Source organism: Nonomuraea antimicrobica (assembly GCF_039536965.1).
Classification (GTDB): domain Bacteria; phylum Actinomycetota; class Actinomycetes; order Streptosporangiales; family Streptosporangiaceae; genus Nonomuraea; species Nonomuraea antimicrobica.
In genome coordinates, this window is record NZ_BAAAZP010000173.1 from 1 (window position 1) to 22,631 (window position 22,631).

Sequence of the window (22,631 nt, forward strand, 5' to 3'; positions counted from 1 at the left end):
CCGCCGACGTGGCCGCCCTGCTCGCGCGGCGCAGGGCCGAGGCCGAGCGCGCCGCCCCGCGGTCGGGCGCCTGGCTCGGCGCCGCCGCCGACGCCGCCACCAGGGGCGTCACCTGGAACCGCATCTACGCGCCCGACCTCGGCCGGGTGCTCACGCCGACCTCCCGGGACTTCGTCTCGGAGCGGCGCAGGGGCTTCTACGGCACCTGGGCGCTGCACGCGTGGGACACGTTCTTCACCGGCCTGGTCGCCTCCACCGTCGACCGCGACCACGCCCGCGAGATCTTCGGCCAGATCCTGCCCTTCGCCGACGCCGCGGGCATGATCCCCAACCGCGTGTCCGACGACAAGGGCGTCACCGCCGACCGCTCGCAGCCGCCGGTGGGCGCGCTGACCGTGCGCAAGGCGTACCTGGCCGGTGGGCTGTCGGACGAGACTCGCGACCGGGAGCTGCTCGCCGAAACGTTCCCCGCGCTGCTGGCCTGGCACGACTGGTGGCCCCGAGCCCGCCGCGGCCCGTACGGCCTGCTCGCCTGGGGCTCCGACCCCATCGACGGCGACCCCGGCTCGGCCACTCTCGACCGGACGAAACGGGAGTCCGGCCTGGACGACTCGCCCATGTACGACGAGGTGGCCTACGACCCCGCCACCCACACGATGAACCTGGCCGACGTCGGGCTGGTCGCGCTGCACATCGCCGACGCCGAGGCGCTCGCCGCCATCGCCGGCACGCTGGGCGCGGACGACGTCGCACGACGGCTGCGCGACCAGGCCGCGAAGGCGCGGGCGGAGGCCGACCCGCTGCTGTGGGACGCCGACCGCGGCGGCTACCGGAACCTGCACGCCGACGGGACACACGACCCGCACGTCTCGCCCACCCTGCTCTACCCGCTGCTGGCCGGCATGCCGGACGCCGCCAGGGCCGCCGACCTGGCCGCCCGGCTGCTGCGTCCGCAGACGCTCGGCGGCGATCCGCCGCTGCCCAGCGTGGCCCGCGACGACCCCGGCTACGCGGCGACGTACTGGCGCGGGCGCATCTGGGCGCCGATGGCGTTCCTCGCGATCGAGGGCCTGCGCCGCTACGACCTGACCGAGGCCACCCGGCCGCTGGTCGGCGCGCTGCTGCGGTTGTTCCTGTCCGAATGGGACAAGCACAGCCACGTCCGCGAGAACTACCCGGCCACCTCCGGCGAGGACGTCCGGGCGTTCCAGGCGCGCTCCGACGGGCTGATGGCCTGGGGCGGCCTGCTCGCCTACCTCGCGTACGGAGAACTCGCCGACGCCAGGGAGGACGGCTGGCGCTTCGCGCACCCAGGAGAGCCCGCGGAGCTGGCCAACCTGCCGCTCGGCGACGGCCGGCTCACCGTGGCCGCCGGTGACCGGCTCACCGTGACGCTCGACGGCCGCCCGCTGCTCGACGCCGCGCCGGGGGTCGTCGTCACCGCCTACCGGCGTACCGCGGGCGAGGTCACCGGGATCGCCCGCGGCAGCGGCGATCTCCACGTCAGCCCGCCGGGGGACGGCGCCCCCGTACGGGTGCCGGTCTCCGCCGAACCGAAGCCCTTCCGCATAACCCGTGACGGCACAGCCCGTGACGACCGACACGACAACGATGGGGGAATGCCCGCGTGACAAGGGAATCCGAGACAACGGCCGACATCCTCGTGGCCGGCGGCGGGCTCGGCGGCGTGGCCGCCGCGCTGGCCGCGCTGCGCAGGGGCCGGTCCGTGCTTCTCGTCGAGGAAACCGACTGGATAGGCGGGCAGCTCACCAGCCAGGGCGTGCCACCGGACGAGCACACCTGGATCGAGCAGTTCGGCTGCACCCGCAGCTACCGCAGGCTGCGTGACGCGATCCGGGACCACTACCGGACCTGGTACCCGCTGACCGACGAGGCCCGCGCCCGCCCCGACCTCAACCCCGGCGAGGGGCGGGTCTCCCGGCTGTGCCACGAGCCCAGGGTGGCCGCCGCCGTGCTGGACGCCATGGTCGCGCCGTACGTGTCGGCGGGCCGGCTGCGCATCCTGTACGGCCACAAGGTCGTCGGCGCCACTGTGGACGGCGACCGGGTGCGCGCCGTCACCGTCGAGGCGGCGGACGGGCACCGGCTGGAGGTGGCGGCGCCGTACGTGCTGGACGCCACGGAGCTGGGCGACCTGCTGCCGCTCACCGGCGCCGAGCACGTCACCGGCTTCGAGTCCCGGCACGACACCGGCGAGCCCAGCGCCCCCGATGAGGCGCAGCCGGCGAACATGCAGGCGTTCTCCTGGGTGTTCGCGATCGAGCACCGGGCCGGTGAGGACCACACGATCGACCGGCCCGCGGGCTACCGGGACTGGGCCCGCTACCAGCCGCCGAAGTGGCCGAACCCGCTGCTCAGCCTGAGCGCGCCCGACCCGAGGACGCTGGAGACGGTGGCCCGCGCCTTCACCCCGAACCCGGCGCCGGCCCCGTTCGTCGCCGACCAGCGGGCGGACCCGGGCGACAAGGAGCTGTGGGCCTTCCGCCGGGTGCTGTCGCGCAACCTGTACCGGCCGGGGTTCGCCGCCAGCGACGTCACCATCGTCAACTGGCCGATGATCGACTACCTGCCCGGCCCGCTGATCGGCGTCAGCGCCGAGGAGCGTGACAAGCACCTGGCCGGCGCCCGCGAGCTGAGCATGAGCATGCTCTACTGGCTGCAGACCGAGGCGCCGCGCGAGGACGGCGGCACCGGCTGGCCGGGGCTGCGGCTGCGCGGCGACGTGCTGGGCACCACCGACGGGCTGGCCAAGGCACCCTACATCCGCGAGTCGCGGCGGATCGAGGCCCGCTACCGGATCGTCGAACAGGACCTGTCGCTGACGGTGCGCGGCGAGGCGGGCGCGGTCGCCTACCCCGACTCGGTCGGGATCGGCATGTACCGCATCGACCTGCACCCCTCGACCGGCGGCGACACGTACATCGACGTCGCCAGCTCGCCGTTCCAGATCCCGCTCGGCGCGCTCCTGCCGGTCCGGCTGCGCAACCTGCTGCCCGCGGCCAAGAACATCGGGACCACCCACATCACCAACGGCTGCTACCGCCTGCACCCGGTGGAGTGGAACATCGGCGAGGTGGCGGGGACGCTCGCCGCCCACTGCCTCGACAACGGGCTGGAGCCCGAGCAGGTGCACGCGGACGGCGCGCGGCTGCGGGCGTTCAGGAGCGAGCTGGTCGCCGACGGCGTCGAGCTGGCCTGGCCCGAGATCAGGGGGTACTGATGGCGGTCGACGGCCGCCGGCTGCTCGGCGGCGTGATGATCCCCCTCGTCACCCCGATGAGCGAGCCGGGCCTCCCCTCGGGACAGGCGGCGAAGGCGCTGCTCCACGGGCTCGCCGCGGCGGGCGCGCGCAGTTTGATGCTGTTCGGCAGCAACGGCGAGGGCCCGTTGCTGCCGGTCTCCGCGCTGACGGAGTTCGCCGTCCAGGTGGCCGGGCAGTGGCGCGAGCTGACCGGCGGGCCGGTGCTGTGCAACGTCACGGCGGCAGGGACGGCTGAGGCGCGGCAGCGCGCGGCGGCGGTCGCCCCGGCCGAGCCCGACGCGCTCGTGCTCAGCCCGCCCATCTACTTCCGGCACCGCGACGACGAGATCGCCGCCCACTACGAGGCCCTGGCCGGCCTCGGCACCCCGGTGGTCGCCTACAACGCCCCCCGCTACAGCAACCCGCTCGGCCCGGACACGATCGACCGGCTGGTGGCCATGCCGCACGTGGTGGGCATCAAGGACAGCTCAGGCGACCTCGACCTGCTGGGCCACATCGTCTCCGCCGCCAGGCGCCGGCCGGACTTCGGCGTGAGCCAGGGGGCGGAGACGCAGTTGCTCGCGGCGCTGCGCCTCGGCGCCGACGGCATCGTCCCCGGCATCGCGAACCTGGCGCCGGATCTCTCGGTCGAGCTCGTCGCGGCCCACGAGAGCGGCAGGGACGGCGACGCGGAGGAGGCGCAGCGCGTGCTCACCCGGCTGCTCGCCCTCCACTCGATCCGGCCCGGGGTGCCCGCGATCAAGGCGCTGCTCGACGACCGCGGGCTGTGCCCCCCACACGTGGCCGCGCCACTCGTGCCCTGCACCGAGGCCGAACGGCGCGACCTGAACGCCTTACTCGCCAACGACGAAGCACATCTCTTCCCCCGGAGGTAGCACGTGGCACCGTCAGAATCCTGGTCCATCAGCATCGGCCGCAGGGCGTTCGGCAAGGGCCTGGCCGCAGCGTCACTGGCCGCCGCGCTCGGCCCCGCCCTGCCGGCGAGCGCGGCGGCCGCGCGGCGCGCGCCGGTCACCTTCGACGAAACCACGCTGTGGGACAACACCGTGGACCCTCTGGAGAGCTATCACGTCCACGGGCTGACGGTGCTGCCCGACGACTCCATCCTCGTCGTCACCGAGGGACGGCACGAGGTGTGCGACGCCGGCCCCCGGGATCTGGTGCTGCGCCGCAGCCCCGACGGGGGCAACACCTGGGAGGCGACGCGGACGCTGGTGACCTCGGTCGGCGGGGAGTCGTGGGGCAACCCGGCGTTCGTCGTCGACCGGACCACCGGCGGCGTCTTTCTGTTCTACATGCTCTCCACCCGGCTGCCGGAGAACACGACCTGCTCCGGTGACAAGGGCGACCTCTACATGATCTCCAGCGCGGACGGCGGCAGCACCTGGAGCCAGCCGCGCGCCCTGTCCGGACTGTTCGACCACTTCCCGTACGACTGGGCGCTGCACGGCCCAGGGCCGGGCCACGGCATCCAGCTCGACAACGGCAGGCTGCTGCTCAACTGCTCCCACCGCCGGGTGATCGTCGGCAACACCGTCGAGCAGCGGTACTACGGCGTGGCGTCGATCTACAGCGACGACCACGGCCAGACCTGGCAGGCCACCGCCGAGGTGCCGGTCTCCGTCGCCTACCCGATCAACGAGGCCAGGGTGATCCAGCGCTCCGACGGCACGGTGCTGGTCAACGGCCGCGCCGCGGCGGGCGGGAACCGGCAGCGGATCGTGTCGGTCAGCTCCGACCGCGGGCTGACCTGGTCGGCGCCGCGGCTGGACGGGTCCACCGGCACGTTCAACGCCGTGGACGCGAGCCTGCTGCGCTACAGCGGCGGGCCGGGCTCGTCGGAGGTCGGCCGGGTGCTGTTCAGCCGCCCCGACTCGCCGGTGCGGACCAACCTGACGGTCTCGGTGAGCTACGACGACGCGCACTCGTTCCGCTACAGCCGGGTGGTCAACCCGGGCCGGTCGTACTACTCCGAGCTGGCCCGCCTCTCGGACGGCACGATCGTGCTCGTCTACGGCCGCGACGGCGACAACCCGAGCTTCCCGCGCAAGGTCGTCGTCGCCCGGTTCTCCCTCGACTGGCTGACCAACGGCCGGGACACCCTGTCCGGCGGCGCGAACTACCGCGAGCAGCTCATGGACCTGTCGACCGGCGCGGTCGCCACCGGCGGCGCCGTGTCCACCGTCGCCGACCCGGTGGCGCGCGGGGGGAGCCGGGTCGTGTTCACCCCGTCCCAGACCACCGCCTACGTCGAGTACACCGTGAACGTCGTCAACCCGCGCCCCCAGGAGCTGCTGCTGCGCTACTTCCGCTCCGCCGACGGCGGCCTGGTCACCGTCACGGTCGACGGCACCCGCACCCCGGTCGCGGTGCTGGACACGACGGCGGACCGGGCCGACGGCTACGACGTCGCCAACCTCGGCGAGGTCAACCTCTCGGTCGGGAAGCACAAGATCCGGTTCACCGCGTCCCAGGCCGGTCGCGGCGGCGGCAGGGTGGTCTCGCTGGACACGCTGAGCCTCATCGACGCGCCCTCGGTGGCCGACGTGTCCAGCGAGGTGGTGGTCGACAACGACGAACTCGGCTATCAGGTGGTCAGCGGCGTCTGGTCGGCGGCGACGGGCGTGGCCGGCTACCGCGGCGGCAACTACCGTACGGCGCCCGCGGGCACGGGCGGGAGCGTCGTCCGGTGGCGGCCGGTGGTGCCGAGTGACGGCAACTATGAGGTCCAGGTCTCGCACACCGCGCACGAGAACCGCGCGAGCAACGCGCCCTTCACCGTCAAGCACGCGACCGGGACCAAGGTGGTACGGGTCGACCAGCGCAAGGCCGGAGTGACGGAGCCGCGCGGCGGCTCGTGGGTGTCGCTCGGCACGTTCCGCATGACCGCGGGGCTGGGCTCGGTCGAGCTGAGCAACGCGGCCGACGGGTTCGTCATCGCCGACGCCGTCAGGCTGCGCCGCAAGCCCTGACGACGGTCGGTCCGGCTGATCCGGTGCGTGGCGCACGTCGCCACCCCGGATCAGCCGGACGCCGCCGCGTGACCGTCCCACTCGCGGCGGAGGAGGTGCGCGGCGAGGAGCGTGAGCCAGGCCCACCCGATGGTGACCGCGATCCTCTGGAAGAGCCCTCCGTACGCGACCAGCGACGCCGTCTGGGCGAACCCGAGCGTGGACAGCTCCAGCGTCACCGCGAACGCCACCGCGCTGACGGCCGAGTAGCAGGCCCACAGGAGCTGCCGCGTCCCCGCGAAGCGCACCGCGAACACCACGCACGCGCAGGCCAGCGCCGCGAAGCCCGGCATGGAGAGCAGGTCGTGCAGCAGGGCGGGCACACTGCTGTACTCGGCGAGCAGGTCAGGCGTCCCGGGCGGATACCCGCTCACCGGGTCGGTCGTGAACACCCCCGCGCAGACCAGCATCACCCCCCACACCCCCACCAGGATCGGCCCCCAGCGCGCCCCTCTCACTGAGGAGGAGCCCCTGAGCGCGCGCCGCATCCCGGCGGCGAACGCGAGCGACAGCACGCCGGCAATGACGAAGTTCGCCGTCTGCGCCCAGCCGAACGGGCCCAGGGCCAGCGAGCTGACCGGATGCCGCAGCGGGTCGTAGTGGGCCTTGAGCGCCCCGTGGACGAGGAACGCGACGACGAAGAGCGGGCCGGCGACCACACCGCACAGCAGCAGGCGCCTCGTCGTCCTGTCGATGGCCGTCTCCGGACCCCTGGGCTCGGGGGCGGGCGGCACGATGGTTCGCATGCCTGTCAGGCTAGGCTGACAGATCGGGAGCTGTCAATCCAGCCTGACAAGCGCGCCGGGGGTGTGGCGCAGGGCGCGGACCGCCCGCGTGGGCTCAGGGCGCGCCCGGTGTCGACGCCGGCCGCCCTGGTCAGCGGGGCACGAAGCCGCGGTAGACGACGCGCCGCCGCCACAGCACCGGCCACTGCCGGTCCCTGATGCCGCTCAGCACCAGGGCGGCCACCGCGCCGGTCATGAGGCCGCCGACGATGAGACTCATGACCAGCATGAAGGCGATTGCCATGACGACTCCCTCGAAAGTTGAAATCTAAACTTGTCCGGCGTCAACAGCGCCCGCCGTCGCCCTATTCCGGGAGGCCGAGGACCGGGCGCGACGGCGGGACCGGCGGGCGGGCGGCGGAAAATCGTTGGATCCGCCCGCACTCCCTGCGGCAGCATGGCCACGGTGGGTATCGGCGTTCGGGAGGGCGGATGGCTGCGTTCGGTGCACGACAGGTCTCCGCGGGCACCCCGTCCGTCCGCAGGTCGGCGGTGCTGCTCGCGCTGCGGTTCTACTGCCTGGAGCTGAAGCGGCAGTGGCCGGTGGCGGTGCCCGCGCTGACCCTGCCGGCGCTGGGGAACATCTGCCTGTTCTACCTCGCGCCGCTGGCGGTGGCGGGGCTCGTGGGGCACCTGGCCGGAGGCGGCGACGGCTCGGTCGGCGCGCTGCTGCCCTACGTGCTCGGCTTCGGCGCGTTGCTGCTGGCGGGCGAGGTGCTGTGGCGGCTGGGGCTGCACTTCCTCAACCGTACGGACGCCCGCGGCATCGAGCGGCTCGGCGTGGTCGGCATGGACGAGCTGCTGGTCAAGGATGCCGCCTTCTTCCACGACAACTTCGCCGGCTCGTTGACCAAACGGGTGCTGGGCTTCTCCGGCAGGTTCGAGGAGTTCGCCGACGCGCTGACGTTCTCGATCATGGCCAAGCTCGTGCCGCTGGTCTTCGCCTCGGTCGTGTTGTGGCAGTATCACCCGCTGCTGGTCCTCGTGCTGCTGGGGCTCATCGTCGTGACCGGCTTCCTGGTGGCCCCGCTCATCCGCCGCCGGCAGCGGCTGGTCGACGAGCGCGAGGCCGCCAAGGTGCGGGTGTCGGGCCACGTCGCCGACGTGCTGGCCAACATGGACACCGTGCGCGCGTTCGCCGCCGAGGACCGGGAGGCCGCCGAGCACCGGGTCAGGGTCGCCGAGCAGCAGCGGCTCTCGCTGCGCTCCTGGGACTACGGCAACCTGCGGGTCGACACCGTGGTCGCGCCGCTCTCGGTGCTGACCGCCGCCGTGGGCCTGCTCCTGGCCGTGGCGCTGCGGGGCGGCCTGGGCGTGGAGGCCATCGTGGTGACGTTCACCTACTACACGAACACGACCGGCATCATGTTCGAGTTCAACCAGATCTACCGGCGCCTCGAGAGCGTGCTCACCGAGGCCGCCCAGTTCACCGAGCTGCTGCTGGCGCGACCCACCGTGGTCGACCCGCCCGACCCGCAGCCGCTGCGCCCGGCCGACGCCGGCGTCCGCTTCGAACGGGTGAGATTCACGCACGCCGCGGGCCCGCCCCTGTTCGACGGCCTCGACCTCGACATCGCCAGCGGCACCAAGATCGGGCTGGTCGGCCGGTCCGGCGGCGGCAAGACCACGCTCACCCGGCTGCTGCTGCGCCTCATGGACATCGACGGGGGCCGCATCCTCGTCGGCGGCCAGGACATCGCCCGGCTGCGCCAGGCCGACCTGCGCGGCCTGATCGCCTACGTCCCCCAGGAGCCCGGCATGTTCCACCGGTCGATCCGCGACAACATCGCGTTCGCCCGGCCGGGCGCCACCGACGAAGAGATCCTCAGGGCGGCCAGGGCGGCGCACGTCACGGAGTTCGCCGAGGCGCTGCCCGACGGGTTCGACACCCTGGTCGGCGAGCGCGGCGTGAAGCTCTCCGGCGGCCAGCGGCAACGGCTCGCCCTGGCCCGTGCCATCCTGCGCGACGCCCCGATCCTGCTGCTGGACGAGGCGACCAGCGCCCTCGACTCGGAGAGCGAGATCCTCGTCCAGGAGGCCCTGTGGCAGCTGATGCAGGACCGTACGGCGCTCGTGGTGGCACACCGCCTGAGCACCGTCGTCCGCATGGACCGGCTGGTCGTGCTCAACCACGGGCACATCGTGGAGCAGGGCACGCACGGCGAGCTGCTCCAGGCGGAGGGCCCGTACGCGCGGCTGTGGCGCCACCAGTCGGGCGGCTTCCTCGTCGCGGACGACGACGACGCACTCGAGGCGGCTCCGTCGTTGTCCGTCCCGATCGCCGCAGACGGGCGGCGTCCGCACGGTGAGCCCGTTTGAGGGCAGGGGTTGAGCAGGTCACCAGGTGAACAGGAAGGGGAATGTCCGGAACTGGTCCTAGCCTGGTCTCCTGACCGCGTTCGGCGGGCAGAGCCTCGCCGGAACGTGCCGAAGAAAGAGAACTGATCATGGACATCCTGCTCATCGCCGGCCTGTGGCTCGACGCGTCCGTGTGGGACGACGTCGTGCCCGCGCTCGAGAAGCTCGGCCACCGCCCCGTGCCGATCGCCCTGCCAGGACAGGGCGACGGGTCCGCCTCGGCCACCCTCGACGACCAGGTGGCGGCCGTGCTCGCCGCCGTCGACGCGGCGCCGGCGCCACCGCTGGTGGTCGGCCACTCCGCCGCCGCCACCCTGGCCTGGCTGGCCGCCGACGCCCGTCCAGAACGGGTCGCCAAGGTCGCGCTCGTCGGCGGTTTCCCGGCCGCCGACGGGCAGCCCTACGCCGACTTCTTCGAGGTGAACGACGGCGTCATGCCCTTCCCCGGCTGGGGGCCGTTCGACGGGCCCGACTCCGCCGACCTGAGCGAGGAGGCCAGGCGCGACTTCGAGGCCGCCGCGATCTCCGTCCCCGCGGGGGTGTCGAAGGGCGTGGTGCGCCTGACGGACGAGCGGCGGTTCGACGTCCCCGTCCTCGTCGTGTGCCCCGAGTTCACGCCCGCCCAGGCGGAGGAGTGGATCGCGGCCGGTGACCTGCCCGAGCTGGCCAGGGCCAAGCACCTCGACCTGGTGGACCTCGACTCGGGCCACTGGCCGATGTTCACCCGGCCGGTCGAGCTGGCCCGGCTCCTGGCCGACGCGGCTCCCGGGGCCTGACCCGGCTCCGTCCGTCACCACGGCGCCAAGCGCACCCGGCCCTGGCGGTCACGACGGCCGCCCGCGGACCCACCTGAGGCAGGCCCCGGCCAGGCCCAGGGTGAGCAGGGCGTAGATCCCGGTCTCGATCCACTGCAAGGCCCAGAACCGCTCGAACGGCTGATACGTCGCCTGCTGCCGGTAGCCCAGCCGGTTGATCTCGGCCAGGCACCCGTCCAGGTCGCTTCCCTCGCCCGCCACCGGGCTCCGCCGCGCGGATGGCGCGCAAGGGCCCGAGGCGGGCGACACCGGGACGGCCGCACCGGCCGTGTTGGTGGGCACGGGACGTCCGGCCCCGTCGACCAGGCGGGTGGACAGCACCCACGAGCCCGGGTGGCCGGGCACCGCCGGCTCCAGCGACACCGTGGGAGAGCCGCCGGCGGGCACGCCGAAGCTGGTCACGTTCGCCGGGCCCAGCTCGAAGGTCCCGCTCACCGGGGGCATCAGATGGGGCCGGACCAGCAGCGGCACGGTGACCTGCACCGCCGCGAACAGCACCAGCGTTACGGCCATGGCCGGCAGGGTACGGCGGACCAGCAGGCCCACGGTCACGCCGAGCACGAACGCGAACGCCGCGTACGCCATGGGGACGACCCCGCGCGCGCCGAACACCACGGGATCCATCAGCGTCCAGCCCGCCGGGGCGGACCGGTCGAGCGGACCCGACCACCAGGTCGCCGCGAGCGCCGCCAGCCCTCCGGCGGACGTCGCGGCCAGGCCGATCATGACGAGCTTGACCGCCAGCCAGCGGGTGCGGGTGATGGTCTGGTTCCACACCAGCAGGTGCGTGCCGGTCTCCAGCTCGCGGGTGATCATCGGCGCTCCCCAGAAGAGCCCGATCAGGCCCGGCAGGAGCAGCAGCACGAGGGTGACGGCCAGGAACGGGGCCTGGTAGTCCTCGAAGAGCCGGTCGAAGAAGCGGCCACAGGCTTCTGACGCCGTGCCGGACGCTGTGCCGGACGCCGTGCAGGCGGTGATCCCGGTGGCGTGGTCGGCGGCCAGGCGCGGACCGGTCCAGGCCAGGACGGCGGCCAGCGCCACGAGCGCGGCGACCGTCACCGCCGCCGACCCGCGGAACTGCCGCCAGGTCAGCCAGATCATCGCACCACCTCCAGGACCGGACGGTGGTCGGCCTGGCCGGGTTCGCCCAGGTAGGCGAGGACGAGGTCCTCCAGGGTCAGCGGGCTGACCGTCCAGGCGGGGTCGTGGATCGGGGCGTCGGTCCGGATGACGAACGTGCTCTGCCGGCCGGTGTGCCGGGCGGACACGACCCGCTGATCGGACGGGAGCCGGTGCTGGTCGCGGCGCGGGCCGGTGATCCGGTGGTGGGTGGCCAGCAGGTCGTCCACCTCGCCCGCGACCCGTACGCGGGAGTCGGCCAGCACGATCAGGTAGTCGCACGTGCGTTCCAGGTCGGAGATCAGGTGGGAGGAGAGCAGCACGCTCAGCTCGTGCTCGGCGACGGCCTCCATCAGGCCCTGGAGGAACTCGCGGCGGGCCAGCGGGTCGAGTGCGGCGACCGGCTCGTCCAGGACGAGCAGCTCCGGGCGTTTGGCCAGGCCCAGGGTGAGGGCGAGCTGGGCGCGCTGCCCGCCCGACAGCCTTCCCGCCCGCCGGGTGAGGTCGAGGCCGAGCCGGTCGACGCGTTCGCGGGCGAGCGCGCCGTCCCAGCCCGGGTTGAGGCGGGCGCCCAGGCGCAGGTGGTCGGCGACGCTCAGCCCGGTGTAGAGGGGGGTGTCCTGGGCGACGAAGCCGACCTTCGCCAGTTGCCCGGGGCCGCCCGCGGGCGGGCCGCCGAACACGCTGATGTCGCCCGCCGTCGGCGCGAGCTGCCCGCAGGCCAGCTTCAGCAGGGTGGTCTTGCCCGCTCCGTTCGCGCCCACCAGCCCGACGACGTGCCCGGACGGGACGTCGATCGTGCAGTCGCGCAGCGCCCAGCGCTTGCCGTACCTCTTGCCCAGCCCTCGGGCCCGCAGGACGGGGTTCACGCCGTGTCCTCCCGGGACGTGGCCCGGAACGTGGTCATGAAGAGGGCCTCGACGCTCTCGTCGTCGAGCCCGGCCCGGCGGGCCTTGTCCAGCCAGCGCCGCAGCTCCTGGCGCAGCGGGCCGTGGGCGGCCAGCGAGGCGCCGGCCAGCGTCTTGGTCACGAACGTCCCGATCCCCGGCCGCGCGGCGACCAGGCCCTCGTGCTCAAGCTCCCGGTACGCCTTGAGCACCGTGTTGGGGTTGATCGCCAGCCGCGCCACCACGTCCTTGACCGTCGGGAGCTGGTCGCCTTCGTGCAGCAGGCCGAGCCGCAGCGCGTGGCGTACCTGCTGGACCAGTTGCAGGTACGGCGAGAGGCCGCTGCGGCCGTCCAGATAGAAGTCGATCACGTGGTCTCCATACGTCTAGGCTCCTAGCACTGTAGAGCTTGAATGTCAGGTGGCCGTAAAGGCGACCGGGCCAGGGCTCGTCGGGGTCGGAAAATCGCTGGACACCGCGTACGGCGCCCGGACAGGGTGGGCGGCATGCGACAGGAGGAGATCTGGAATGCCGAGGCCGCCCGGCGTTACGACACACCGGGCACCGGGATGTTCGCGCCCGAGGTCCTGGGGCCGACCGTGGCCCGGCTGGCCGAGCTGGCGGGCGGCGGGAGGGCGCTCGAGTTCGCCATCGGCACCGGCCGGGTCGCGGTGCCGCTGGCCGAGACGGGCGTGCCGGTCACCGGCATCGAGCTGTCGCCCGCGATGATCGACCAACTCCGTACGAAGGTGGACGAGGCCACGATCCCCGTGGTCACGGGCGACATGGCGACCGTGGTGGCGCCGGGGGACTATTCGCTCGTCTACCTCGTCTTCAACACGATCTCCAACCTGCAGACGCAGGCCGAGCAGGTGGCCTGCTTCCGCAACGCGGCCCGTCATCTGCGGCCGGGCGGGCGGTTCGTGATCGAGCTGTGGGTGCCCGAGCTGCGCAAGCTGCCCCCCGGACAGCAGGCCATCGTGTGCCAGGTCGAGCCCGGCTACATCGGCCTCGACACCTACGACGTGCTGCATCAGAGGGTCGTGTCCCATCACTTCACGTTCGACGGGAGCGGGCGGGCCGAGCTGTTCCTGAGCCCGCACCGCTACATCTGGCCGGCCGAGCTCGACCTGATGGCCCAGCTCGCCGGGTTCGAGCTGGAGAGCAGGCACGCCGACTGGGAGGGGGCCGAGTTCCTGGAGGGCTCGCGTTCCCACGTGTCCGTCTACCGGCTGCCCGCCTGACGGATCTCGCGGCGGCGAGGTCGTCTGCTCGTAGATAATCCGTGCCGGGATGACATGGGTAGGCTGGCGGCATGACAGCGATGGCTCCCGCGCGTACAGAAACAGACCTGTCCTTCCTGCTCGACCACACCAGCCACGTGCTGCGCACCCGGATGGCGGCGGCGCTCGCCGAGATCGGGCTGACGCCGCGCATGCACTGCGTGCTGGTGCACGCGCTGGAGGAGGAGCGTACGCAGATCCAGCTCGCCGAGCTGGGCGACATGGACAAGACCACGATGGTGGTGACCGTGGACGCCCTGGAGAAGGCCGGTTACGCCGAGCGCCGCCCGTCCAGCACCGACCGCAGGGCGCGGATCATCGCAGTCACCGAGGCGGGCGCGGAGATCGCCGGGCGCAGTCAGGAGATCGTCGACGGCGTGCACAGGGACGCGCTCGACGCCCTGCCCGCCGGTGAGCGCGAGGTCCTGGTCCGCGCCCTGAACCGGCTGGTCGGCGGGCATCTCGCGGCGCCCGCCGAGGGGGCGCAGCAGGCGCGCAGGGCACGGGAGCGCGCAAAGTAGGTCCGAAGAGGATCGTCTATTACGGAACTATCTGCTACGGTCTCTCCTGTCGACTGAGACGGGAGAGAACCATGTCGTACGTGCGTAACGGCTCGCGCTGGACGGCGCTGGGCGTGTTGTCCGCGACGGGCCTGATGACGATCCTCGACGGCAGCATCGTCACGGTGGCGATGCCCGCCATCCAGCGGGATCTGGGCTTCTCGGGCGCGGAGCTGAGCTGGATCGTCAACGCCTATCTGATCCCCTTCGGCGGGCTGCTGCTGCTCGCGGGCAGGCTGGGCGACCTGATCGGGCGGCGGACGCTGTTCCTCGCCGGGAATGCGATCTTCGCGGCGGCGTCCGTGCTGGCGGGCGCGGCCACCGACCCCGGCACGCTGATCGCCGCCCGGTTCCTGCAGGGGGCGGGCAGCGCGCTGGCCTCCGCCGTGGTGCTGGGGATCCTGGTGACGCTGTTCACCGAGCCGGGGGAGCGCGGCAAGGCGATCGCGATCTTCAGCTTCACCGGGGCGGCCGGGGCCTCGATCGGGCAGGTGCTGGGCGGGGTGCTCACCGACGCCCTGAGCTGGCCCTGGATCTTCTTCGTCAACGTGCCCATCGGCGTGGTGACCATCGTGCTCGCGCTGCGGGTGCTGCCCGCCGACCGGGGCGCCGGCCTGTCCGCCGGCGCGGACGTCCTCGGCGCCGTGCTGGTCACCGCCGGGCTGATGCTGGGCATCTACACCGTCGTCAAGGTCGAGGAGTACGGCTGGCTCGCGGCCCACACCCTCGGCCTCGGCGCGCTCTCGCTGGCGCTGCTGGGGGCGTTCGTGGCGCGGCAGGCCACCGCACGGGCGCCGCTGATGCCGCTGCGCATCCTGCGCTCGCGCAACGTCGTGGGCGCGAACCTCGCCCAGATGCTCGCCCTGTCGGGCATGTTCGCGTTCCAGGTGCTCGTCGCGCTCTACATGCAGCGGGTGCTCGGTTACGGGGCGCTGGAGACGGGGCTGGCCATGCTGCCGGCGGCCGTGGGCATCGGCTCGATCTCCCTGTTCGTCTCGGCCCGGCTCAGCGCCCGCTACGGCGCCCGCGCCGTCCTCATGAGCGGGCTGGTGCTGCTCGTCGCGGCGATGGTGCTGCTCACCCGGGTCACGGTGGACGCCGGTTACCTCACCCACCTGCTCCCGCCCATGCTGCTGATCTCGGGTGGCGGGCTGGTGTTGCCGGCGCTGGCCACGCTGGGCATGTCCGGGGCGCGGGAGAGTGACGCGGGGCTGGCGTCCGGGTTGTTCAACACCACGCAGCAGGTGGGCATGGCGATCGGCGTGGCCGTGCTGTCCACGATGGCCGCCGCGCGTACCGGTGAGCTGCTGACCGCAGGGGCCGGTCAGGCCGTCGCGCTGACGGGTGGGTACCGGCTGGCGTTCGGCATCTCCGCCGGGCTGCTGGTCGCGGCCTTCGTGGTGGCGCTCACCGTCCTGCGCCGCCCCGCCCGCGACTCCGCGGCCCCCGCCGCCAACCCCGCCACCGACCCGACCACCGACCCCGCGGTCGATCTGGCGGAGACGCGCGGGTGAAGCGGGCGGCGCGGCCACGGACGGTCGTGCCGCCCGTCAGCGTCCGGCGCTCTCCCGGTCGAAGTCGATGCGCATGACCACCCGGCGCGGCGTCGGATGGCTGATCTCCGTGAAGCCCGCCTCCTCGAACACCTGGCGGGCTCCCACGAACAGCTCTCCCCAGGTGATCTCCTTGCCCGGCTGGGTGATCATCGGGTATCCCTCCAGCGCCCGCGCCCCGCGCTCGCGGGCGAAGTCCACCGTGGCCCGGGCCAGCGCATAGGAGAGCCCCCGACCCCGGTACGGCCTGCGCACCACGAAGCAGGTCACCGCCCACACGCCGTCGTCGTCCTTGTCCTCGTCCCGGCCGCTCCACGGGACGCGGGACGTGCGCAGCTTGGGGTAGGCGACGCGCGGCTCGACCGCCACCCAGCCCGCCGGGTCGCCGTCCACGTACGCGACCAGGCCGCTGGTCGCCTTCGCGTCCGGGACGCCGCACGCGGTCTGGGAACGCAGACTCGCGGTACGCCCCTCCTGGGTGGAGTTGTGCCACAGCCAGCCCGCGACCTTGAACCACTGGCACTGGCACTGGCACTGGCACCGGCGCGCGTCGGCGGTGCCGAACACCGCTGACAGGTCCTCCCAGGACGCCTCGTTCGCGGGGACGATCCGCACCTGCTCGGGGGAGATCGGTGTCCTGTCGGCCCTGCCTCCGCGGGCACGCCCGCTCCCTGTGCCGCCCGCGTCTGTGTCTGTGCTGCCTGCGTCTGTGTTGGCCGTGCTTGAGTTGTTCGTGCCGGTCATGTGGTGCCCTCGTGCATGCTCCGAATGCTAGGGTCCTTTCCGGACGTTCTGCTTCCGGATTGTGAGGGGTGTTGTGCGGGCCGACGCGAGCCCCACGGCGCGGGCGCTGCTGGCGTTCGAGCTCATCCAGGGCAGCCCCGGCATCACCGCCGAGCGGCTGGCGGACAAACTCGGCGTCTCCGGGCGCGCCGTCCGCCGCTACGTCGAGATCCTGCGCGAGGCCGACATCCCCATCGAGTCCGAACGCGGCCCGTACGGCGGCTACCGGCTGGGCAGAGGCGTGCGCCCGCCGCCACTGATGTTCACCGCGGCCGAGGCGCTCGGCCTGGTCATGGCCGTGCTCGACGGCCACCACGACGCGGGCGACCCCGCCGACCCGGTCGGCGCCGCCCTCGGCAAGATCGTCCGCGCGCTGCCCGAGCCGGTGGCCGCCCAGATCGAGGCCGTACGCCGGACCGCCGCCCCGGCGCCCGACCGGTCCGCCGCGCGGCCCGACCCCGCGACCACGACCGCCCTCGTCCGGGCCTGCTCCGACCGGCGCAGGGTACGGCTCGGCTACCGTTCCGAGGCCGGGTCGGAATGGGTCGCGGAGGTCGAGCCGTGGGCGGTCGTCGTCCGGCACGGCCGCTGGTACCTGCTGTGCCGGTCGTGCCCCAAGGACGCGCGGCGGGCGTACCGGATCGATCGGGTGCGTGCGGTGGAGGTGCTCGACGACGCCTTCACCCCGCCGCCCGGCCTCGACCCGGTCGCCATGCTGGAGGAGCACCTGGCCGTCGGCTGGGAGTACGAGACCGAGGTCGTCATCGACGCGCCCGCCGAGACCGCGGCCCGGTGGCTGCCCCGCGCGCTCGGACGCCTCGAACCGCTCGACGCCCGCACGAGCCGGTTGACCGGCAGCACCAGCAACCCGGCGTGGTACGCCGAGCAGCTCGCGATGATCCCGGCCCCGTACCGGATCGTACGCTGCCCGGAGCTCCAGGAAGCCGCCCGCGCCATCGGGCGGCGGCTGCTGGCGGCGTGCGGCGGCGCGAGCCCGCCGACGTAGCGCCGCCCGGGGTCACCCGCGCCGCAGGACCAGCGGGATCCAGCCACCGGCCAGCACCATCGCCCGCTGCCTGGGGGACAGGCGGTGCCGCAGCACCATGCCGTTCACGGTCAGCTCGGTGCCCTTCTCGACCGCCTCGCGCAGGCCCTCGAAACGCAGCTCGCCGCCGATCGCGTCGTAGTCGGACTCGTCGGCGAACTCCAGGGCGAGCACGCCGAAGTTGGCCAGGTTCTGCCAGTGGATGCGGGCGAACGACTTGGCGACGACCACGCGCAGCCCCAGGTAGCGGGGGACGATGACGGCGTGCTCGCGGGAGGAGCCCTGGCCGTAGTTGCGGCCCGCGACGACGGCGTGCGGGCCCGCGGCACGGGCTCGTTCCGGGTAGTCCGGGTCGAGCTGGGTGAAGGCGAAGTCGGCCAGCGCCGCGACGTTGCTGCGGTACGGCAGCGCCCGCGCGCCCGCCGGCAGGATCTCGTCCGTGGAGACGTCGTCGCCCACCTTGAGCACGACCGGCAGGGTGAGGGCGTCGGGCAGCGGGTCCAGCTCGGGCAGCGAACCGATGCTCGGGGCCTTGCTGAGCGCCACCTCCTCGGCCTGCTCGGGGGGCAGCGGGCGCTCGAACAGCGCCGCGCCCGCGCTGACCGCGCGCGGCCGTCGTACCTCGGGCGGGCCGGGGCCGAGGTCGCGCGGGTCGGTGATCTCGCCGGTCAGCGCCGCCACGGCCCCGGTCTCGGGCGAGCAGAGCCAGACCGAGTCGTCGTGCGTGCCCGAGCGGCCGGGGAAGTTGCGCGGGAACGTCCGCAGGCTGTTGCGGCCCACGGCCGGGGCCTGGCCCATGCCGATGCAGCCCAGGCAGCCGGTCTGGTGGATGCGGGCGCCGGACTCGATCAGGTCGGTGATCGCCCCCGTCTTCGCCAGGTCGGCGAGGATCTGCCGCGAGGTGGGGTTCACGTCGAGCGACACCTGCGGGTGGACCTGCCTGCCGCGCAGGATCGCGGCCACCACGGCGAAGTCGCGCAGGCCCGGGTTGGCCGACGACCCCACCACGACCTGGTGGACGGGCTCGCCCGCGGCCTCGCGCACCGGGACGACGTTCCCGGGCGAGCTGGGACGCGCGATCAGCGGCTCCAGTGTGGACAGGTCGATCTCGTCGCGCACGTCGTACCCGGCTCCCGGGTCGGCCAGGATCTCGGTGTGGTCGGCGGCCCGGCCCTGGGCGCTCAGGAACTCCAGCACCTGGCCGTCGGAGGGGAAGACGGTGGTGGTGGCGCCCAGCTCGGCCCCCATGTTGGCGATGACGTGCCGGTCCATCGCGGTCAGCGTGGCGAGCCCGGGGCCGTGGTACTCGATGGCACGGTTCACCCCGCCCCGTACGCCGTGACGCCGCAGCATCTCGAGAATCACGTCCTTGGCGCTCACCCACGGCGGCAGCTCCCCGGTGAGCCGCACGCCCCACACCTCGGGCATCGTGACGAACAGCGGCTCACCGGCCATGGCCATGGCCACCTCCAGCCCGCCGACGCCGATGGCCAGCATGCCGAGCGAGCCCGCCGCACACGTGTGCGAGTCCGACCCGGCCAGCGTCTTGCCCGGCACGCCGAAGTGCTCCATGTGGGTCGGGTGGGAGACCCCGTTGCCGGCCCGCGAGTGCCAGATGCCGAACCGGCGGCAGGCCGAGCGGAGGAACACGTGGTCGGCCATGTTGCGCTCGTCGGTCTGCAGGAGGTTGTGGTCGACGTACTGGACGGCGGTCTCGGTGCGTACCCGGTCCAGGCCGAGGGCCTCGAGTTCGAGCATGACCATGGTCCCGGTGGCGTCCTGGATCAGGGCCTGGTCGATGCGCAGCCCGATCTCCCCACCCGGCCGCATCTCTCCTGTGACGAGGTGCGCGGCGATCAGCTTCTGCGTGACGTTCCGGCTCACGGGGGACCTGCTACCCGGAGCGGCCCCGTCAAGTCACCGGCCCCCGGACTCCGCGCGGACTCTGCGCGAGGTTCCCTCACACCACCGCGCCTCCGCGCTCGGCCTCGTCGCGGCCGGTCTCCTCCTGGCCGGTCTCCGCGGTCGCCTCACCCAGGGGGCGTACGCCCTTGAGCGCCATCACGACGAGGACGGCGATGGCCAGCAGCACGCCCGCGCTGATGAGGGTGACGGCGTTCATGCCGGTCAGGAACGCCTCCCGGGCGGCGGTGACGAGTGCCGTACCGATCTCGGCGGGCAGGTCCGCCGCGGTCGCGAACGCGCCCGCGAAGCTGTCACGGGCGGTCTCGGCCGCCTCCGGCGGGAGGCCGCCGGGCAGTGTGCCGGTGATCTGGGCGCTGTAGAGGGCGGTGCCGAGGGTGCCGAAGACGGCGATGCCCAGGGACGAGCCCAACTCGCCGCTGGTCTCCTGCATCGCCGCCGCCGACCCGGTCCGCTCCGGCGGGGCCGAGCTGACGATCAGGTCGGTGCTGAGCACCAGCAGCGGGTTGATGCCGACCGCGATGACCACGCCGCCCACGATGATCAGGGTCAGGCCGGAGCCCGCGTCGATGAGGGCCAGCGACGCGAAGCCGCCCGCCGCGAGCACCAGTCCGGCCGCGATCACCCTGGGCGGCGGCAGCCTGCGCGCGATCAGCGGCGCGGCCATGGCCGCCACGATGGTCGTCGCCGCCATGGGGATGAACCACAGGCCCGCCACGAACGGCGACAGCCCTTCGACGAGTTGCAGGTACTGGGTGAAGTAGAAGGTGAACGAGTACAGCGTCACCATCCCCAGCAACATGCTCACCAGCGCACCCGTGAACCGCCGGTTGCCGAACAGCCGCAGGTCCAGCAGGGGGTCGGCGATGGAGCGCTGGCGCCGTACGAAGAGGACGGCCACGGCGACGCCCGCCGCGACGGCCAGCAGCGGCACCACCCGCACGCCGTCCTTGGCGATCTGCTTGATCCCGTAGACGATCGGCAGGATCGCCGCGAGGCTCAGGACCGCGCTGACCAGGTCGAGCCGGCCCGCGCCAGGACTGCGGTGCTCGGGCAGCAGGCGCGGCCCGGTCACCAGCAGCAGCACCATGACCGGCACGCCCAGCAGGAACACCGACCCCCACCAGAACCGCTCCAGCAGCGCGCCCCCGACCGCCGGCCCGATCGCGCCCCCCAGGGAGAACGAGGTCAGCCACACCCCGATGGCCAGCGACCGCTGCCGGGGATCGGTGAACATGTTCGTGATCAACGACAGCGTGGACGGCGTCAGCGTGGCCCCCGCCAGCCCCAGCAGCGCCCTGGCCACGATCAGCATCTCGGCGCTCGTGGAGTACGCGGCCAGCACCGACGCCCCGATGAACGCGGTCGCGCCGATCAGCAGCAGCCGCCGGCGGCCGACGCGGTCGCCGAGCGTGCCCATCGTGATGAGCACACCGGCGATCATGAATCCGTAGATGTCGCTGATCCACAACAGTTGGGTGTTGCCCGCGCCCAGCTCCGAGCCGAGGTGGGGGAGCGCCATGTAGAGAACGGTCAGGTCGAGGGCGAGCAGGATGGTGGGCAGCGCCAGCACCGCCAGCCCCGCCCACTCACGCGCTCCGGCCCGCCGCGCGGGCCCCGAATTCGTCAGCATGCGGTCACGGTCGGGGACGGGGGTTGTGATCCGGTTCCGGTTCGATGTCGGCCGCCCGTCACTCCCCAGAGACGGGGGAGCGCGGTCGGCGGGGTTGGCTAGCGTGGCCGTATGCGGTTTCGGGTGCTCGGCCCGCTGGAGGTGCGGACCGACGACGGCGCGCCGGTCAAGGTGCCGGAGGCGAAGGTCCGGCTGCTGCTGGCCGACCTGCTGAGCCACGACGGCCGGTCGGTGCCGGTCGAGCGGCTGGTCGAGGACCTGTGGGGCGCAGGGCCGCCGCGCGACCCGGCCGGCGTGCTGCGGACGAAGGTGGCGCAGTTGCGGCGGGCCCTGGAGCACGCCGAGCCGGGAGGCCGTGACCTGGTGGTGTGGCAGCCGCCCGGCTACGCGTTACGCGTCGAGGCCGAGGCGGTGGACGCGCGCAGGTTCGGCGTCCTGACCGGCCGGGCGCGGGGGGTCGCCGACCCGTCGGCGCGCGCCGCGCTGCTGGCCGACGCGCTCGCGCTGTGGCGGGGCGAGGCGTACGCCGACTTCGCCGGGGAACTGTTCCTCCAGGGCACGGTCACCCGGCTGGCCGAGCAGCGGCTGGCCGCGATGGAGGAGCACGCCGAGGTCGAGCTGGAGCTGGGCCGGCACGACCGCCTCGTGCCCGACCTCGCCGACCAGGTACGCCGCCACCCCCTGCGCGAACGGTTCCGCGCCTCCTACATGCGCGCCCTCTACCGTTCGGGACGCCAGCACGAAGCCCTGGCCACCTACCACGACCTACGCGAACGCCTGGCCGCCGAGCTGGGCGTGGATCCCTCGCCGGACGTGGCGGCCGTCTACCAGGCGATCCTCGAACAGGACCACGAGCTGGACGCGGCCCGGCCCCGTACCAACCTGCCGGTGCCGCTCACCGCGCTGATCGGCAGGGAGGAGGCCACGGATCGGGTGGCGGGCCTGCTGGGGGCGTACCGGCTGGTGACGCTCACTGGGCCGGGCGGGGTCGGCAAGACGCGCCTGGCCGTCGCCGCCGCCACCCGGTCCGCGCCCGCGTACGCCGACGGGGTCTGGCTGGTCGACCTCACGGCGCTCGACCACCCGGCGCGCGCCGGAGCCCTGCCCACCCCGGCCGGGGTGGGCACGCTGATCGCCGCCGCCCTCGGCCTGACCGACGCCACGGTGGCGGGCCCGCGCGGCCGTCCCGCCCCGATCGTGGAGCGGGTGCTCGACGCGGTACGCGAGCGCCGGATCCTGCTCGTGCTCGACAACTGCGAACACGTCGTCGAGCCCGCCGCCCAGGTCGCGGGACGCCTGCTGGCCGGCGCCCCCGAGCTGCGGATCCTGGCCACCAGCCGCGAGCCGCTCGGGATCTCCGGCGAGCACCTTCAGGTGGTGGCCCCGCTGGAGGTGCCCGACGACGACGCCGACCACGCGGCGGTCGCGCGGGCCGACGCGGCACGGCTGTTCACGGCCCGCGCGGCCGCCGCGTGCGGGGAGTTCACGCTCGACGCCCGCACCGCGACGGCCGTCGAGACCATCTGCCGCCGCCTCGACGGCATCCCGCTGGCGCTGGAGCTGGCCGCGACCCGGGTGCGCGCGCTCGGCGTG

At 73.4% G+C, this 22,631-nt stretch carries 19 protein-coding genes; 11 read left to right on the plus strand and 8 right to left on the minus strand.

Features of this window, described 5'->3' with window-relative positions:
- The 4 genes from ABD844_RS41125 to ABD844_RS41140 all read left to right on the plus strand — a co-directional run.
- A partial coding sequence (locus tag ABD844_RS41125; protein WP_344891089.1) for an MGH1-like glycoside hydrolase domain-containing protein occupies positions 1-1,631 on the plus strand: 1,631 nt, incomplete at its 5' end.
- The gene (locus ABD844_RS41130; RefSeq protein ID WP_344891093.1) at positions 1,628-3,241 is read left to right on the plus strand and encodes an FAD-dependent oxidoreductase; all 1,614 of its coding nucleotides are present in this window, start codon (positions 1,628-1,630) and stop codon (positions 3,239-3,241) included. The genes ABD844_RS41125 and ABD844_RS41130, both read left to right, overlap by 4 nt.
- On the plus strand, positions 3,241-4,158 hold the full coding sequence (locus tag ABD844_RS41135; RefSeq protein WP_344891096.1) for a dihydrodipicolinate synthase family protein: 918 nt from the start codon (positions 3,241-3,243) through the stop codon (positions 4,156-4,158). The genes ABD844_RS41130 and ABD844_RS41135 overlap by 1 nt, the downstream gene beginning before the upstream one ends.
- A 3-nt stretch (positions 4,159-4,161) precedes the next feature.
- Complete coding sequence (locus tag ABD844_RS41140) at positions 4,162-6,255, plus strand: golvesin C-terminal-like domain-containing protein (RefSeq protein ID WP_344891099.1); 2,094 nt, start codon at positions 4,162-4,164, stop codon at positions 6,253-6,255.
- Positions 6,256-6,305: 50 nt separating this feature from the next.
- On the opposite strand, the gene ABD844_RS41145 is transcribed toward ABD844_RS41140, so the two are convergent.
- On the minus strand, positions 6,306-7,040 hold the full coding sequence (locus tag ABD844_RS41145; RefSeq protein ID WP_344891103.1) for a DUF998 domain-containing protein: 735 nt from the start codon (positions 7,038-7,040) through the stop codon (positions 6,306-6,308).
- Between the two features lie 130 nt (positions 7,041-7,170).
- Positions 7,171-7,323, minus strand: a complete 153-nt coding sequence (locus ABD844_RS41150; RefSeq protein ID WP_344891106.1) for a hypothetical protein — start codon at positions 7,321-7,323, stop codon at positions 7,171-7,173.
- A gap of 188 nt (positions 7,324-7,511) precedes the next feature.
- On the opposite strand from ABD844_RS41150, the gene ABD844_RS41155 reads away from it, so the two are divergent.
- Together ABD844_RS41155 and ABD844_RS41160 are read left to right on the plus strand one after the other, a co-directional pair.
- On the plus strand, positions 7,512-9,398 hold the full coding sequence (locus tag ABD844_RS41155; protein ID WP_344891109.1) for an ABC transporter ATP-binding protein: 1,887 nt from the start codon (positions 7,512-7,514) through the stop codon (positions 9,396-9,398).
- 128 nt (positions 9,399-9,526) lie between these two features.
- Positions 9,527-10,213, plus strand: coding sequence for an alpha/beta fold hydrolase (locus tag ABD844_RS41160; RefSeq protein ID WP_344891112.1), 687 nt, complete (start codon positions 9,527-9,529; stop codon positions 10,211-10,213).
- A 48-nt stretch (positions 10,214-10,261) separates the two neighbouring features.
- Here ABD844_RS41160 and ABD844_RS41165 read toward each other — a convergent pair whose 3' ends face one another.
- The 3 genes from ABD844_RS41165 to ABD844_RS41175 are packed head-to-tail and all read right to left on the minus strand — an operon-like array spanning position 10,262 to position 12,629.
- Complete coding sequence (locus tag ABD844_RS41165; protein ID WP_344891115.1) at positions 10,262-11,353, minus strand: ABC transporter permease; 1,092 nt, start codon at positions 11,351-11,353, stop codon at positions 10,262-10,264.
- Entirely contained in the window at positions 11,350-12,240 is an 891-nt protein-coding gene (locus ABD844_RS41170) for an ABC transporter ATP-binding protein (protein ID WP_344891118.1), read from the minus strand. Before ABD844_RS41170 ends, ABD844_RS41165 begins: the two co-directional genes overlap by 4 nt.
- Positions 12,237-12,629, minus strand: coding sequence for a GntR family transcriptional regulator (locus ABD844_RS41175; RefSeq protein ID WP_344891121.1), 393 nt, complete (start codon positions 12,627-12,629; stop codon positions 12,237-12,239). The genes ABD844_RS41170 and ABD844_RS41175 overlap by 4 nt, the downstream gene beginning before the upstream one ends.
- A 135-nt stretch (positions 12,630-12,764) precedes the next feature.
- Here ABD844_RS41175 and ABD844_RS41180 point away from each other — a divergent pair, with 135 nt between their 5' ends.
- The 3 genes from ABD844_RS41180 (at position 12,765) to ABD844_RS41190 (ending at position 15,615) form a co-directional block, all read left to right on the plus strand.
- Positions 12,765-13,502, plus strand: coding sequence for a class I SAM-dependent methyltransferase (locus ABD844_RS41180; RefSeq protein ID WP_344891124.1), 738 nt, complete (start codon positions 12,765-12,767; stop codon positions 13,500-13,502).
- Positions 13,503-13,573: 71 nt separating this feature from the next.
- Positions 13,574-14,062: a MarR family winged helix-turn-helix transcriptional regulator gene (locus ABD844_RS41185; RefSeq protein WP_344891129.1), complete on the plus strand. Its 489-nt coding sequence runs from the start codon at positions 13,574-13,576 to the stop codon at positions 14,060-14,062.
- A 71-nt stretch (positions 14,063-14,133) separates the two neighbouring features.
- Positions 14,134-15,615, plus strand: a complete 1,482-nt coding sequence (locus ABD844_RS41190) for an MFS transporter (RefSeq protein ID WP_344891132.1) — start codon at positions 14,134-14,136, stop codon at positions 15,613-15,615.
- Between the two features lie 36 nt (positions 15,616-15,651).
- Here the strand turns inward: ABD844_RS41190 and ABD844_RS41195 are convergent, their stop codons facing one another.
- Entirely contained in the window at positions 15,652-16,269 is a 618-nt protein-coding gene (locus tag ABD844_RS41195) for a GNAT family N-acetyltransferase (RefSeq protein WP_344891135.1), read from the minus strand.
- 202 nt (positions 16,270-16,471) lie between these two features.
- On the opposite strand from ABD844_RS41195, the gene ABD844_RS41200 reads away from it, so the two are divergent.
- Positions 16,472-17,443, plus strand: coding sequence for a helix-turn-helix transcriptional regulator (locus ABD844_RS41200; protein WP_344891139.1), 972 nt, complete (start codon positions 16,472-16,474; stop codon positions 17,441-17,443).
- A gap of 12 nt (positions 17,444-17,455) precedes the next feature.
- On the opposite strand, the gene ABD844_RS41205 is transcribed toward ABD844_RS41200, so the two are convergent.
- Both ABD844_RS41205 and ABD844_RS41210 read right to left on the minus strand, forming a co-directional pair.
- Entirely contained in the window at positions 17,456-19,366 is a 1,911-nt protein-coding gene (locus ABD844_RS41205; protein WP_344891142.1) for an aconitate hydratase, read from the minus strand.
- A gap of 76 nt (positions 19,367-19,442) precedes the next feature.
- Positions 19,443-21,038 (minus strand): MFS transporter, encoded by a 1,596-nt coding sequence (locus tag ABD844_RS41210; protein WP_344891145.1) that lies wholly within the window; start codon positions 21,036-21,038, stop codon positions 19,443-19,445.
- 111 nt (positions 21,039-21,149) lie between these two features.
- Between ABD844_RS41210 and ABD844_RS41215 the strand changes: the two genes are divergently transcribed.
- The coding region (locus ABD844_RS41215; protein ID WP_344891148.1) for an AfsR/SARP family transcriptional regulator at positions 21,150-22,631 on the plus strand (1,482 nt) is incomplete at its 3' end.

What these genes read in the sequence shown, in the direction of transcription:
- ABD844_RS41185 (WP_344891129.1), top strand. Translation starts at nt 13,574, where the DNA reads ATGACAGCGATGGCTCCCGCGCGTACAGAAACAGACCTGTCCTTCCTG.
- ABD844_RS41150 (WP_344891106.1), bottom strand. Translation starts at nt 7,323, where the DNA reads ATGGCAATCGCCTTCATGCTGGTCATGAGTCTCATCGTCGGCGGCCTC.
- ABD844_RS41165 (WP_344891115.1), bottom strand. Translation starts at nt 11,353, where the DNA reads ATGATCTGGCTGACCTGGCGGCAGTTCCGCGGGTCGGCGGCGGTGACG.
- ABD844_RS41135 (WP_344891096.1), top strand. Translation starts at nt 3,241, where the DNA reads ATGGCGGTCGACGGCCGCCGGCTGCTCGGCGGCGTGATGATCCCCCTC.
- ABD844_RS41155 (WP_344891109.1), top strand. Translation starts at nt 7,512, where the DNA reads ATGGCTGCGTTCGGTGCACGACAGGTCTCCGCGGGCACCCCGTCCGTC.
- ABD844_RS41210 (WP_344891145.1), bottom strand. Translation starts at nt 21,038, where the DNA reads ATGCTGACGAATTCGGGGCCCGCGCGGCGGGCCGGAGCGCGTGAGTGG.
- ABD844_RS41190 (WP_344891132.1), top strand. Translation starts at nt 14,134, where the DNA reads ATGTCGTACGTGCGTAACGGCTCGCGCTGGACGGCGCTGGGCGTGTTG.
- ABD844_RS41145 (WP_344891103.1), bottom strand. Translation starts at nt 7,040, where the DNA reads ATGCGAACCATCGTGCCGCCCGCCCCCGAGCCCAGGGGTCCGGAGACG.
- ABD844_RS41180 (WP_344891124.1), top strand. Translation starts at nt 12,765, where the DNA reads ATGCGACAGGAGGAGATCTGGAATGCCGAGGCCGCCCGGCGTTACGAC.
- ABD844_RS41160 (WP_344891112.1), top strand. Translation starts at nt 9,527, where the DNA reads ATGGACATCCTGCTCATCGCCGGCCTGTGGCTCGACGCGTCCGTGTGG.